General features: G+C 69.1%; 13 protein-coding genes. 5 read left to right on the forward strand and 8 right to left on the reverse strand.

The features are described 5' to 3' along the window. The first annotated feature begins 48 nt into the window (after window positions 1-48). A complete protein-coding gene (locus ACNAW0_RS14640; protein ID WP_416288389.1) occupies window positions 49-894 on the forward strand; it encodes an SDR family NAD(P)-dependent oxidoreductase in 846 nt (281 codons plus the stop codon). Here the strand turns inward: ACNAW0_RS14640 and ACNAW0_RS14645 are convergent. Both ACNAW0_RS14645 and ACNAW0_RS14650 read right to left on the reverse strand, forming a co-directional pair. Continuing rightward, the gene (locus tag ACNAW0_RS14645) at window positions 891-1,931 is read right to left on the reverse strand and encodes an NAD-dependent epimerase/dehydratase family protein (RefSeq protein WP_416288390.1); all 1,041 of its coding nucleotides are present in this window, start codon (window positions 1,929-1,931) and stop codon (window positions 891-893) included. The genes ACNAW0_RS14640 and ACNAW0_RS14645 overlap by 4 nt on opposite strands. Window positions 1,932-2,120: 189 nt before the next feature. Then, the gene (locus ACNAW0_RS14650; protein ID WP_416288391.1) at window positions 2,121-3,182 is read right to left on the reverse strand and encodes a hypothetical protein; all 1,062 of its coding nucleotides are present in this window, start codon (window positions 3,180-3,182) and stop codon (window positions 2,121-2,123) included. 125 nt (window positions 3,183-3,307) lie between these two features. Between ACNAW0_RS14650 and ACNAW0_RS14655 the strand changes: the two genes are divergently transcribed. Continuing rightward, entirely contained in the window at window positions 3,308-3,841 is a 534-nt protein-coding gene (locus ACNAW0_RS14655) for a hypothetical protein (RefSeq protein ID WP_416288392.1), read from the forward strand. A 76-nt stretch (window positions 3,842-3,917) separates the two neighbouring features. Here the strand turns inward: ACNAW0_RS14655 and ACNAW0_RS14660 are convergent, their stop codons facing one another. From ACNAW0_RS14660 to ACNAW0_RS14670, 3 genes are all read right to left on the reverse strand, one after another. Beyond that, window positions 3,918-4,727 carry a sulfotransferase family protein gene (locus ACNAW0_RS14660; RefSeq protein ID WP_416288393.1) on the reverse strand — a complete coding sequence of 270 codons (810 nt, stop codon included), beginning with the start codon at window positions 4,725-4,727 and terminating at the stop codon, window positions 3,918-3,920. Between the two features lie 32 nt (window positions 4,728-4,759). Continuing rightward, the gene (locus ACNAW0_RS14665; protein ID WP_416288394.1) at window positions 4,760-6,208 is read right to left on the reverse strand and encodes a DHA2 family efflux MFS transporter permease subunit; all 1,449 of its coding nucleotides are present in this window, start codon (window positions 6,206-6,208) and stop codon (window positions 4,760-4,762) included. 236 nt (window positions 6,209-6,444) lie between these two features. Then, on the reverse strand, window positions 6,445-7,281 hold the full coding sequence (locus ACNAW0_RS14670) for a 3'(2'),5'-bisphosphate nucleotidase CysQ (RefSeq protein ID WP_416288395.1): 837 nt from the start codon (window positions 7,279-7,281) through the stop codon (window positions 6,445-6,447). Between the two features lie 132 nt (window positions 7,282-7,413). Between ACNAW0_RS14670 and ACNAW0_RS14675 the strand changes: the two genes are divergently transcribed. Beyond that, a complete protein-coding gene (locus ACNAW0_RS14675; RefSeq protein WP_416288396.1) occupies window positions 7,414-8,259 on the forward strand; it encodes a hypothetical protein in 846 nt (281 codons plus the stop codon). 76 nt (window positions 8,260-8,335) lie between these two features. On the opposite strand, the gene ACNAW0_RS14680 is transcribed toward ACNAW0_RS14675, so the two are convergent. Continuing rightward, window positions 8,336-9,223, reverse strand: coding sequence for a winged helix-turn-helix transcriptional regulator (locus tag ACNAW0_RS14680; protein WP_416288397.1), 888 nt, complete (start codon window positions 9,221-9,223; stop codon window positions 8,336-8,338). A gap of 25 nt (window positions 9,224-9,248) precedes the next feature. Between ACNAW0_RS14680 and ACNAW0_RS14685 the strand changes: the two genes are divergently transcribed. After that, on the forward strand, window positions 9,249-10,487 hold the full coding sequence (locus ACNAW0_RS14685; protein ID WP_416288398.1) for an MFS transporter: 1,239 nt from the start codon (window positions 9,249-9,251) through the stop codon (window positions 10,485-10,487). A gap of 57 nt (window positions 10,488-10,544) precedes the next feature. Here ACNAW0_RS14685 and ACNAW0_RS14690 read toward each other — a convergent pair whose 3' ends face one another. Next, window positions 10,545-11,444 (reverse strand): DMT family transporter, encoded by a 900-nt coding sequence (locus ACNAW0_RS14690; protein WP_416288399.1) that lies wholly within the window; start codon window positions 11,442-11,444, stop codon window positions 10,545-10,547. A 118-nt stretch (window positions 11,445-11,562) separates the two neighbouring features. On the opposite strand from ACNAW0_RS14690, the gene ACNAW0_RS14695 reads away from it, so the two are divergent. Beyond that, window positions 11,563-12,513, forward strand: coding sequence for a LysR family transcriptional regulator (locus ACNAW0_RS14695; RefSeq protein WP_416288400.1), 951 nt, complete (start codon window positions 11,563-11,565; stop codon window positions 12,511-12,513). A gap of 108 nt (window positions 12,514-12,621) precedes the next feature. Here the strand turns inward: ACNAW0_RS14695 and ACNAW0_RS14700 are convergent. Beyond that, window positions 12,622-12,998 (reverse strand): hypothetical protein (locus ACNAW0_RS14700; RefSeq protein ID WP_416288401.1); only part of this gene is annotated, 377 nt, incomplete at its 5' end.

Genomic DNA, 12,998 nt, shown 5'->3' on the forward strand with positions numbered 1-12,998 from the left:
AGCAATCTAGGAGGTGTGCCGCGCCCGCCGTACCGGGAGGCTGGGACGATGCCCCCCACCCGTGTCGTGCTCATCACCGGCTGCTCCTCCGGCATCGGTGCGGCCACCGCCCTCCGGCTGCACCGCGCCGGCCATCTGGTCTACGCGTCGGCGCGACGGGTGGACGAGCTGGCCGGGCTCGCCGCGGCCGGCATAGCCACGCTCCACCTGGACGTCACCGACGAGGCGTCGATGCAAGCCGTCGTGAAGCGGATCGCTGAGGAGCGCGGCCGCATCGACGCCCTCGTCAACAACGCCGGCTACGGCGTCATCGGCGCCCTCGAGGAGGTGCCGCCGGCGGCGGTCCGGTCACAGTTCGAGACCAACGTGTTCGGTGCCGTGCGGCTCATCCAGCTCGTCCTGCCCGGCATGCGGGCCGCGGGGTGGGGCCGGATCGTCAATCTCTCCTCGGTCCTGGGCCAGGTCGCCGTGCCCGGCAGCGCGGTCTACGGCGCCTCCAAGTACGCCCTTGAGGGCGTGAGCGATGCCCTGCGCGTCGAGGTGGCCCGGTTCGGCGTGCACGTCTCGCTGATCGAGCCAGGCCCGGTACGCACCGCCTTCGCCGCCCGCGCGACGGCCGAGCTGCCCGGCGACTCCGCCGCGTACGAGGACTTCCGCGACCGCCTCGCTGACTGGTTCGCCGCCGTCTACGGCCCGGCCCGGCCCAACCCCCTCGGCCGGTTCACTGTCGACAGCGAGGCCGTCGCCGCAGCCGTCGACCGCGCGATCCGGGCCCGCCGACCCCGGGCCCGCTACCCGGTGGGGCTCCCCGCCCGAGGCCTGTCCCTCCTCCGGCGCATGCTGCCCGGCAGGCTTCTCGACGGCTTCGTACGGGCACAGTTCCCGGCACCCTAACCGGCCAGACTGAGCTTCCGGTCGGCAAGCAGGCCGGCCTGCTCGGCGGTCAGGTGCCCCTGCTCGCGGAGCCAGACGATCGAGTCCCCGATGGTCGTGAGCAGCGGCCGCGGCTCGACCCCGAGTGGCGCCTTCGGCATCGACTCGTCGATGTGGGCGTCGCAGTTGCACATGTACGCTGCGGTGTACTCCGCCGGGATGTGCCACGGCACGACGTGCTGCACGATGTCGACCAGGCGGCACAGCGGCATGGCGGCGCGAGCCGGGACGAAGAGCGTCCGGAGCCGGCGCCCGGTCGTCGTCTCGACCGCCCTGATGTATTCCACGGTGGAAATGTGGTGGCCGCCGGGGAAGAAGCGGCGCGGACCCAGGCCCGGACGGAGCGCGGCGGCGAGCAGCGCCGCGACGTCGCGGACATCGTTGATGGAGAAGCCGCCGGTGGGCATGACCTTCAGCCGGCCCTTGACGGCGTTGCGCAGCCGGGTCAGCTGGTCGCCCACGTGTGGGTCGTGCGGGCCGATGGTCGCGAGCATGTTGACGATCACCACCGGGGCACCGTTCGCCTGGTACTCCCTGGCGACGTGCTCGGCGGCCGCCTGAGCGACGAAGTACGGCGGCCCCGCCTGACCCGGTGGCAGGTCGGTGGTGAGCTTCTGGTCGCTGGGCAGCAACGCGGCGTAGCTCGACGCGTACACGATCGGATCGGCGCCGGCGCGGTGGGCGTGCTCCAGAACGTTCCGCACGCCGGGGGCGGTCACTCGGGCCATGCGGCGGGCGTCCCGGCTGTCCATCGAGAAGACGGTGGCCAGATGTACGACGGCGTCCACGCCGTCCGTCGCCTTCGCCACGCTGTCCGCGTCCGTCACGTCGCCGATGAGGACCTCGACGCCGGCCGGGTCGACACCGAGCGGCAGGAGTGCCGGCGCCACGCGCGACTCGTCGCGTACGAGCAGACGTACCTGATGGCCCTGCCGCAGCACGGCCGCGGTCGTGTGGCTGCCGACATAGCCCGTGCCGCCGGTGATCAAAACCTTCATGTCACTCCTTCGCGCGGTGCGCGACAGATCCGTCCCGACGGGTACGACGATGCTGGCTTGCGATGTGCGTTGTCTTCGCTGAAATTGCTCTTTCAAATGGTTATGCCCCTGCTGACGCAGGGGCGTTCGCCCACGCTTGCTCAAGGGACGCTAACCATCAGCTCGCGTTGGGCGAGCTCGGGGCGCTGGTCAGGACCAAGGCGCCGTCGGATACCAGGGAATGATTTCACGCCGGGCCAGCACGCGCACGTCCCAGTAGAGGAACGTGAAGACGCCGGCAACGATCAGCGCGACCGCGGTGAGGACCGCGGCGCGGGTCGGTTTCTCGCTGAGCCAGCGCTGCAGGCGCCCCCGGGTGCCGTACGCGAGGACGAGGAACAGGATCGACAGGATGATGATGTTGCCGATGGACTGGAGCGAGAAGGCCGCGGCGCCGTAGAGCGGGTTGCCGCTCTCCGCCGCGTCCCGGAACAGCTGCCGGAACAGCGCGAACGGCCGCCCGATGAGGAAGCCACCGATCAGCGCTCCCATGAAGACCATGGGGAAGTTCGGGAACCGCTTGGAGATCCTCGCGAACGGGTCGGGCACGGTGCGGATCGCCGCCAGGCCCATGTAGGTCATGATGAGCCCGATCAGGCCGAAGACCACCAGGGACTGGATGCTGCGCGGCGACAGGGTGCCTGGCGCGTTCGACGTCGCCGTGGAGAACTGCGGCATGCTCGTGCCGACCAGCCCCACGATCGCGCCGTACGTGGCCGAGACGACGATCATGCCGACCGACATCCAGCCGACCGGCTTCAGGACCTGCCCCAGGCGAGCCATCCGGCTGCCGCTCCCGCCCACCATCGGTGCCACGGCACCGAAGGCGGCGATGTTGCAGGCGGTGAAGCTGCCGGCCACGCCGGACACGAACGCGAATGCGATGCCGGCAACGATGCCCTGGATGGGCGTCGCCTTGGCGTCGTGGCCGAGCATCGTGTTCGCCACGTTGTCGCCGATCGTCCGGTCGACGAACTGGGCCGACCAGACCACGGTCAGCAGGAATCCGCCGAGGGCGCTCAGCAGGATGATCAGGCCGCGACGGCGGGGAATGGCCCCGTTGACGAAGATGGACGTCGCCTTCGGCCCGGTTTCCGGCCTGACGAGGCCCGGCGGCCCCTTCGCCAACGAATTCTTGGTTGTCTGCGCCATGCGCACTCCTTCCACAGCAGGAAAATTTGATTGACGCGCGCCAATAACAGAATGCCGCACAACCGGGGTTACCCTTTATCCCAGATTGCTCTATTCTGGTTCAGCTTGGCGCGCCACCTCCGCACAGCGGCCGCCCGGCCCCACAATGGTGATGTCCCCCGCCGACAGCACAACGGAGGAGCAGAATGTCCCGTCTTTCGGCCGGCCACCCGTCCGGTGGCCCGATCGGCGCCGAAACCGCACCGCCTTCCCGTAACTGGCGCAAGGCGCTGCTCAGTGTCCACATCGCCACCGCCGTGGGCGTGCTGGGCACCGACGCCGTGCTGCTGGCACTGGGCATCGCCGGCATGCGCGGCAGCAGCCCGGAGACCGTCTACCCGGCCGCCAGCCTCGTCGGTACCTGGTTGGTCGCGCCCCTGGCCCTGACCGCCCTCGCAACCGGCGCGCTCCTGGGTGTGTCCACCAAGTGGGGACTGGTGCGGTACTGGTGGGTGGCGATCAAGCTGGGAATCACCTTCGTGTTGAACGTGATCCTGTTCCTCGCGCTCGTCCCCCTACTGAGCAACCTCGCGGACAAGGCCACGGCCGGCGACGCGTTGACCACCGCCGATCGGATGCCGGCGCTGGTCGCCCCGATCGCCGCCGTGACGCTGCTGTCGCTGAACGTCGTGCTCGCGGTCTTCAAGCCACGCTGGCGGATCGGCTCCGCCACCGGGTGACGTACCCCCGAGGCAGACCCGCCCCGCGTCGAGGCCGTACGGCCCGGCGCGGGGCGTTCTTAGGGTGGCGGATCGCTCAGCCGAGGGTCAGCGCCGCCACGCCGTAAACCAGTGCGGCAACCACCCCCAGGGTGGCGGTCAACGCGGCCGCGACCGGCACGATCGCGGACCGGACCCGAGCGGCGATCATCCGGTTAAAGCTGTCGGTCTCGTTGAGCCGCGGAAAGGGCTCGTCGGGCACCGGTACGCCGAGGAACGCGCAGAGCGGCGCCCAGCCCTCGGCCACGTTGTAGACCAGCAGCCGATCGGCCGGGACGTACGCCTTGACCTCCTCGTTGTGGCGGTTGAAGCTGCCGGTCGCGTACTCCTGGTCGGGCACGCCGTCCGGAAACGTCCGGCCATTGAACGGCCTGCCGTCGAAGACGCGGTTCCACAGCACCCGATCGAGCAGCAACGGCACCTGCGCGGAGGACGGGTTGGCCCAACGCACCACGGTGAACAGCAACCGTTCGGCGAGGTTCCGGCGACGCATCGGAAACTTGAAGATCGTGTTGAGGGCGCTCTGATACCAGCGCTTCGGATCGCGGACGGTCAGCAGAATCTTCGCGTCCGGATAGGCGTCCACCAACTCACGCCAGTACGCGGCACCCGGCCAGTCGACGGTGGCGCCGTAGCCACCCAGGACGCTCTCCCAGTCGGCCCCGCCGCCGTCCGCGATGCGCCGCCAGCGCCGCACCAGTTCGGGCTGCTCCATCACCTCGGTCATGTGGCAGCACGGCCCGAACCCCAGGCGCTCAAGCGCGACCTTCATGGAGGCGGTGCCCGTACGCCCGTATCCCACACCGATGACCTTCAGGCTGGGGCGGGGATCAGTTGGCTCCGGCATGCGGATTCCTTTCAGTCAACGCGTACGGGTACTCAGTCGGCGGGGTGCTCGCCAAGGGCAGCGGGTGTCCGGTCAGGGGATGACGATGCGAGCACCGGCCGTCCGGGGAGGTCCGCGACGTCACGCGCACGGACCCGCCCGAGCGCGGAGGCGACGATCGTGGTGAGCACACCAGCGAGGGCGACGAGCAGGTAGGCACGTTGGAAGCCGACGACGGTGTCAGCCCGCCCGGTCGCCCCCAGTACGGCCACGAGGCCCGCCACGCCGACCACCGCGCCGATCTGCCGGAAGCAGGAGGCTACGGCGACGCCCGTCGCATACCGGTTGCGGGGCAGTTCGGCCACCGCCGCACTGCCGAATGACGGCAAGCAGAGTCCCGCCCCCATCCCGGTGAGAAGCGTAGCCGGCAGGAAAATGGTGAAATAGCGTGGTTCGCCGGTCGTGGTAAGCCCCAGAATCAGGGCACCAGCCGCGAACACGAGCCCTCCGGGCACGGTGATGGCCCGTTGGCCGTACTTGTCCGCCAGTCGGCCGCTGACGACGGCGGCCACTGCCGCCATCATCGGGCCGACGGTCAACGCGACGCCCGCCAGGAAGATGTCGTACTGCCACGCGGAGGTCAGAAAGAGGACGTTCGTCAGGAGCAGAGCGTAAAAGCCGGCGCCGAAAACCAGCGATCCCACATTGGCCACCGCGAACGACCGGATACGAAACAACTCCGGATCGACGACCGGCACCGGATGGCGGGCCGAACGCGCGAGGAACAGCACGGACAATATCGCGGCAGCTATCAGCGAGCCCACTACGCCGAACGAGCGCCAACCCCAATCCGCCCCGTTCACCAGTGCCAGAGCCAACAGGCCGACGGCACCCGCGAGGAGTATGGCGCCGACCGCGTCCGGCCAGCGGGTCACACCGGTTTCCCGGCTTTCCCGCAAGAGCCGGAGCGACGGCACGAGGGCCGCCAGGCCGATGAGCAGATTGACCAGGAATATCAAGCGCCAGCCCTGCCAGTGGACCAGCACGCCGCCGAGCGAAGGCCCGGTGGCGGCGGCGATCGCACCGGTCGCGGTCCACAGTGCGGTCGCGGTCGCGCGCCGCTCCGGCGGGAACTCCGGCAGCACCAGGCTCAGCGACGTCGGCACGACCAGCGCCGCACCGAGTGCCTGTACGATCCGGGCGCCGATGAGGAACTCGACGTTGATCGCGAGGCCGCACGCCAGCGAGGCGGCAAGGAAGATCAGCAAGCCGGCGAGGAACATCCTCCGCCGGCCGATCCGGTCGGCGAGGCGGCCCGCCGGCACGAGGGCCGCGGCGAAGATCACATTGTAGGCGTTGATGATCCAGGACATGGTGCTGAGCGAGTCCTGCGGAAAGGACCGGCGCATGTCGGGAAACGCGATATTAACGATCGTCACATCAAGAAGCGCCATGAAAACCGCGCTGGACGTGACGAGAAGGACTTTCCACCGACGGGCCACCGGCGCACTCCTTCAGGATCTTTTTAAGGGGGCGTCGCTAGAACACGTGCCGCACCGGCCAGCGGCATCCGCCGCCCACTCGGTGCGGTTATGAAATTCAATTCACAGCGGCGCTTGTCGCAGCTTTTTAGATATGGGGCGCAATCGATTCTTGCCCCGCCGCGGAGTGTAAGCCACTCCGAGGTTGCTTTTTGTCGCGAAGGCTTGATTCCATCACATCGACAGGGCCGCCGCGGTCATTTGGACGGAGGCTGGTCCCGGAGCGCCGCGAGCAGCCGGTGAGCCAGTTCCGCCCGGCAGACCAGCAGGTCGGGCAGGCGGGGATCGGCCTGGTTGTATTTCAGCGCCGATCCGTCGATCCGGGAAGCGTGCAGCCCAGCCGCCGTCGCCACAGCCACCGGCGCGGCCGAGTCCCACTCGTACTGGCCACCGGCGTGCACGTACGCGTCGACCTCGCCGCCGATCACGGCGGCTATCTTCGCGCCGGCCGACCCCATCGGCACGAGCTCCGCGCCGACCTCCTCGGCGAGCGCGGTGAGGAACGCCGGCGGACGGCTGCGGCTGACCGCCAGGCGCAACGGTCCGCCGCTGGCGGCGGACGGGGTTGTCGGTGGCTCGTCCGTAGCGAGCACCCGGCGCTGCGCGGGCAACGCGACGGCGCCGGCCGCCAGCAGGTGCGGACCACCGGCGTGCCGGGACCAGAGCGCGACGTGTACCGCCCAGTCGGAGCGGCCCTCCTCGGCGAACTCCCGGGTACCGTCGAGCGGGTCGATGATCCACACCCGCTCGGCAGCAAGCCGGGCCGGCGGCATCGGGTCCACCCCCTCCACCCAGGCCCGCCGAGCCTGGTCGTCCTCCTCCGACAGCACCGCGTCCGCCGGCCGCCGGCGGGCCAGCTCGGCACGGATCAGGTCGTGTGACACCTTGTCGCCGGCCGCCTTGAGCGCGGCCGGATCGTCGTGGCCCCGCTCGGCGCGTACCTCCAGCAACAGCTCGCCGGCGCGGTCGGCGAGCCACCGGGCGAACGCGCCGTCCTCACCGGACGATCGGGGCCGGTCCTGGGCGTACTCCACGCGGACCACCTCCTCTCGGCACGAATTCTGGACGTTCCCTGCCGAGCCGGCTTCTCCGACGTTGCCTTCTTCCAACGGGGCTGGTGACAACCGGACACCACACATCTACCGTCGTCTGCGGGGTGACGTGGCGTGGCGATGACTCATGACCAGTGGCAGGCGGTCCGCACGACGTTTCGCGAGACCGGTGACCGATTCGCCGAGATGGTGTGCGCCGCGCGGGATCCCCACGCGCTCGCGACCGTCAGCTGGACGGTAGCCGAGACCGCCGCTCACGTGGCGGCTCTCGCGTCGCTGGCGACCCATGTCGTGGCGCCCGACGACGTACCGGCCCTGAAGGAGATCTCCGACTCGATCCCGACCACGACGTGCGACACCGTCGCCGACTTGAACGCGCTCACGCTGCGGCACTTCACCGAGCGGGACCTGGTGGTACTCGCCCACCGGCTGCGGACCGACATCGGCCTCCTTCTCCGGATCACCCGCGACCTCGACCCCGGCCAGACCGTGGAATGGCTCGGTGAGTCGCGCGTCCCGGTTTGCGGGATCGTCGCCCATCTGCTCAACGAACTGCACATCCACGGGCGCGACATCGCCCGCGCCGGCCGCACGCCGTGGGAAGTACGGCCAGAGGACGCGGCCCTGTTCTTCGAACTGTTTCTCGTCGGCCTGACCCGCCACGGCTACGGGCGCCTGCTGGACAACGGTGAACCGCCACGGGAGCGCCGCATCGCGGTCGCGTTCCGTTCCCCGTACACGACTCCGGTGACGCTCGTCCTCCAGCGCGGCCTGGTGGCGGTCGAGGAGCCGGGCCGAGACAGCGATGTACGGCTGTCGTTCGATCCGGTGACGCTCAACCTGATGTTGTTCGGTCGACTCAGCAAGGCGCGTTCCGTCCTCACCGGCAAGGTGGTCATCGGTGGACGCCGGCCTTGGCTGCTGCCCGCGTTCCTGCGCAAACTGCGACTTCCCAGTTGACCCCGAAGCCGGCAAAATCTGGCACGCAGCGGCCGGAGAGCAGGTGAAATGACAAACGCCACGCTTGGCGGCCGTCTTACCCGGCGGCCTGAACGTGATCCTGGACCAGGCGCAGCATCTCGCTGACCGAGCCGGCCGGATCGGTCACAGGGAACTGGACGGCGCGCACCGTCATGACCGGATCGAGCAACAGCGTGGCCCGCTTGAGCCGGTCGGCGCCGGCGGCTCGGAAGGTGGGCAGCAGCAGCGCCGTGGCGAGCCGCCCGTCGGCATCGGAGAGCAGCGGGAACGGCAGCTCGGCGTGCGCGGCGAAGGCAGCTAGCTGGTCCGGACGCTGAGTGCTGACTCCGTGGATCCGCGCACCCGCGGCTGCGAAATCGGCGGCCCGTGCGGCATAGGTGCTGGACTCGAGCGTGCAGCCGGGAGCGCCGGGGATGTCCGCCCAATACGGCGGGAGGCCATGTACGCCGGGTACGAACGCGCCGGGAAAGCAGTAGAGCACCGTCCAGGCACCCGGGTCAGATGGCGGCACCGGTACGCCGTCGTGGCGTACCAGGGTCAGCTCGGGGAGTCGGCGCCCGACGAGGGCGTGGACGCGGCGAGCCTCCGCCGACCCGGCCGCCGCGGTGGCGGTGAGCGACCCGTCGCCGAGCATGTGCTGGTCGCCCCACTCCTGCAAGGCGATCAGCACCGGCAGTAGACCCTCGCCCTTGGCGGTGAGCAGGTAGTCGTAGCGCGGCGGGCGATCCGTGTACCGCCGGCGGTGCAGCACGCCATGCTCGACGAGGGCGGCGAGGCGCTCGGTCAGGGCGCGGCGGCTCATTCCGAGCCCACTTTGCAGGCCGTCGAAGCGGGTCACACCGCCGGCGATGTCGCGGATGAGCAGGAAGGTCCACCAGTCGGTCAGTACGGCGAGGGATTGGGCGATGCCGCAGTCCGCATCGGCGAGGTCGACTCTTCTCACCCCTACCACTATAGTCAGTTCCATTATGAAACTGACCGTCTTCTGGCGCTGGTGGGTCGCCGGTGTAACCAGTCACCTCGGCTCGGCGGTCGGCGGGTTGGCCCTGCCACTGACCGCGCTGACCGTGCTGGACGCGTCGGCCTTCGAGATGGGTCTGATCACGGCGGCCGGCTATCTCGCGTACCTTTTGAACAGTCTGCCGGCAGGGGTGATCGTGCAGCGCGTGCCGCTGCGCGGCATGCAGGTCGCCCTGGATCTGGTCCGGGCCTTCGCCATCGCGTCCGTCCCTCTGGCATGGTGGTTCGACGCCCTGACGGTGGCCCAGATGGTCGCGGTCGCCTTGGTCGTGAGCTTCGCCAACGTGCTGTTCGACGTGGCGAACCAGACCTTCCTGCCGGAGATCGTGCCAGCCGCGCAGTTGCAGGCGCGTAACAGCCTCAACTCCGGCACGCATGCCGCCACCCAGTTGGGCGGGCCGTCCCTGGGCGGAATCGCGGTGCAGCTGCTGGGTGCGGTGCCGACGCTGTTTGTGGACGCCGTCAGCTATTTGATCTCCGCCGTGTTGCTGCGCACCCTCCCGGCCCGGCGGGTGCAGCGACCGGCCGAGCGGCCACCGATCGTCACGATGATCCGCGAGGGCTGGCACTTCGTGCTCCGACACCCGATCATCGGGCCGTCCATGTGGGACGCCACCGCGACGAACTTCGTCTGCGGCGCGATGCTGGCCCTCTTCCCGTACTACTTGGTGCGCGACCTGCACGCATCGCCGCTAATGGTCGGGCTGCTGCTCGCCGCCGACGGCCTCGGCACGCTCATCGGCGCCGCGCTGACCACCCGGTTCACCGATCGGTTCGGCACCGCACGCGGCCTGATCGTCGCGTCCTTCGTCGGTGTGGCCGGCGCGCTCATCATCCCGCTTGGCACCGGCACCGCCGCCTACCTCGCCTTCGCCGCCGGCAACCTCATCTTCGCCAGCTCCAGCGTGGTTCTCAGCGTGACCACTCGCACCTACCGGATGCTCGCCAGCCCGCCAGACCTCCTGTCGCGTGTGATCGCCACGGTCAAGTTCGTCTCCTGGGGCGCCATCCCGCTCGGCGGCCTGCTCGCTGGTGCCCTCGCCGGGCCGCTCGGCACCCGTGCCACTCTGCTGATCTTCGGGGCGCTCACCGTGCTGTCCCCGATCATCTACCTGTCGACCCCGATCCGCCGGCTGCGCGACCTGCCGCTCGACGCCGCCCCGCGACCCGCCGAAGCCCGGGTGTGAACCGCGACGAAGCGAAAACCTGGCCGCGTCTGGGCCCCTGCTGGCTATCGCCGGCCCTCACTGGCGCGAAGCAGTAACAGACGCCCGAATCGGGGACCGGGTCGGGAACGCCGTCCGGCGCACCTGCAGGGCGGCCACGGACGACAGGACGAGCAGACCACCCGCTAGCTGCACGGGGGTGAGGATCTCGTCGAGCGTGAGCGCCGCCAGCGCCGTGGTGACGACCGGTTCGAACGTCGACAGGATGGCTGCAGTCGAAGGGCCAGTCCGCCGGAGGCCGGCGAAGAAGGTCAGCATCGCCAAGACGGTGGACACAACCGCGATGCACGCAAGCCAGAACCATCCCTGCAACCCGAGGCTGAGATCAACTCCGCCCGTCACGAGGGCACTTGTGGCCAGGGTGAGGGCGGCCCCTGCCGTCACCAACGCGGACAGCACCACCGGTGGCAGCCGGTGCGCGACGGTGTCAGCAACGAGGATGTAGCCGGTGTAGGTGACAGCGGCGCCGAACGCCAGGGCCGCCCCGAGCGGGTGGAAGTCCACCCGGCCGGTACCGAGAAGCACGAGCAGCGCCCCGCAGGAGGCAGCCACCAGTGCGATGCAGCGGCCGGGTGTCAGGCGGTCCCGGCCCAGCAGAACAGCCGCAAAGGTGACCAGCAGCGGGTAGGTGTAGAAGAGCAGGGACAGCAGCGAGGCGTCCATCAGCTCCAAGGCCGCGAAATACAGGGACGCCTGGGCGGCGTACCCGACGGCACCCAGACCGAGGGCCGTCACCAGCAGACCCAGGGTTAGTTGAGCGGAACCCGGCCTTCGGTCGGGGCTCGAAGGGTCGCGAAGCAGGCCCGGCCGCAGGAGCAGCAGCATCGCCAGCAGGCCGGCGGCGAAGCCGAAGCGCACCACGAGCAGCGCTTCAGGTGAGACGCCCGCGGCGTACGCGAGCTTCCCGAAGATCGCCATGGCGCCGAAGCACGCCGCTGACAGAAGGCACAAGGCAGGACCCATGCCCTAGAGCATCGATGCTCCCACCCTGCAGGTCCAGTGACGATACCTGGACCTGATTCGTTAGTATTTCTGCATGGTCACGCTCGATCTTCGTCGACTCCGCCTCCTCCGCGAGTTCGAGGAACGAGGGACCCTGGGCGCGGTTGCCACGGCTCTCGGCTACAGCCCTTCCTCGGTGTCCCAGCAGTTGAGCGCTCTGGAAAAGGAGGTCGGCGCACGCCTGCTCGAGAAGGCCGGCCGCGGTGTGCGTCTCACCGACGCCGGGCGCCTGCTCGCACAGCACGCCCGAGTCCTGCTGACAGCAGCCGAGGCGGCGTCAGCCGACCTGTCCGCACTGGCCGGTGAGGTGCGGGGCACCGTACGCGCCAGCGGTCTGCAGTCAGCGACTCGTCGCCTACTGGTTCCCGCAGTGGCACGCATGATGGTCGAGCACCCGCACGTGCGCACCGAGGTCTCCGAGCTCGAGCTCGAACAAGCGCTGCCGGGACTGCGGCTCGGCGCGATCGACCTGGTGATCAGCGACGAGTACGACGGTCACCCACGCCCCCGGCCGGCAGGGCTACGGTTCACCCTGCTGCACGAGGAGCCACTGAAACTGGTCCTGTCACCCGGGAATCCGCTGGCCAAGCAGGGAGGGCCCATCGCATTGTCCATGCTGCGGGAGGAGGTCTGGGCGGCCTCCGACGCGGGCACTGGCCATCACGACATGGTCGTAGGAAGCTGCCGCTCCATCGGCGGCTACGAACCCGACGTACGGCACCGGTCCAACGACGCGGACGTCCAACTCGAACTCGTGCGCACCACCGGAGCCGTCGCGCTACTGCCGGCGTTGACACTGCCCGCAGCAGACCCAACCCTTGCGATCCGTGACATCGCTGAGGAAAAGATCGGACGTCGACTGGTCGTTGTCCTTCGAGACGGCCCCGCAGCCCCCGCGCTCGCGGCCTTCCTGGCCGTCGTGACAGACCAAGCCCACGATCTCAACGAGAAACCGAGGACCAAAAGGCGCGAAAACGCTGTGTAGCTCCAAAGTCGAGTTGGTGGCCTCATACACGCGATGGGCCGGCCCTCCGCGGAACAAGCCCGGTCCCTGCACGTACTGCCATAGTTACTCGTGCACGAGCGGGAAGCGTTACTCGGCGGGCTGATCACCATCCTGTGCCACCGGCCCGTGCAGCTCCTTGCGCCACAACTCGTGTCCCCGCATCAGCCAGCCGACCCAGAAGACTGCAAACAAGATCAGAAAACACGCGAACAGCACGATGGCAAGTACTGCCGCGATCGGCTGAAAGCGGCCAGCATCACCGTTCCATCCGCTCGCCGCGACTACTCCCGCACCGAAGAACACGATCATGAGCAGGGTGATGGACGGCCGGTCAACCGGATGACGGTGGCGGGGAAGACGCAACTTCGGCTCCTTCAGTCTCTGGCGGCAGACGTCCACCCACGGTCGCCTCCGGTCGCTGCATCCTGCCAGAGAGACCAGACCACGGCCAGAGATGAGAGATC

The organism is Micromonospora sp. SL1-18, assembly GCF_047921505.1.
Classification (GTDB): Bacteria; Actinomycetota; Actinomycetes; order Mycobacteriales; family Micromonosporaceae; genus Micromonospora.

Coding starts and splice junctions, on each gene's coding strand:
- ACNAW0_RS14640 (WP_416288389.1), top strand. CDS start 49: ATGCCCCCCACCCGTGTCGTGCTCATCACCGGCTGCTCCTCCGGCATC.
- ACNAW0_RS14645 (WP_416288390.1), bottom strand. CDS start 1,931: ATGAAGGTTTTGATCACCGGCGGCACGGGCTATGTCGGCAGCCACACG.
- ACNAW0_RS14655 (WP_416288392.1), top strand. CDS start 3,308: ATGTCCCGTCTTTCGGCCGGCCACCCGTCCGGTGGCCCGATCGGCGCC.
- ACNAW0_RS14660 (WP_416288393.1), bottom strand. CDS start 4,727: ATGCCGGAGCCAACTGATCCCCGCCCCAGCCTGAAGGTCATCGGTGTG.
- ACNAW0_RS14685 (WP_416288398.1), top strand. CDS start 9,249: ATGAAACTGACCGTCTTCTGGCGCTGGTGGGTCGCCGGTGTAACCAGT.
- ACNAW0_RS14690 (WP_416288399.1), bottom strand. CDS start 11,444: ATGGCGATCTTCGGGAAGCTCGCGTACGCCGCGGGCGTCTCACCTGAA.
- ACNAW0_RS14695 (WP_416288400.1), top strand. CDS start 11,563: ATGGTCACGCTCGATCTTCGTCGACTCCGCCTCCTCCGCGAGTTCGAG.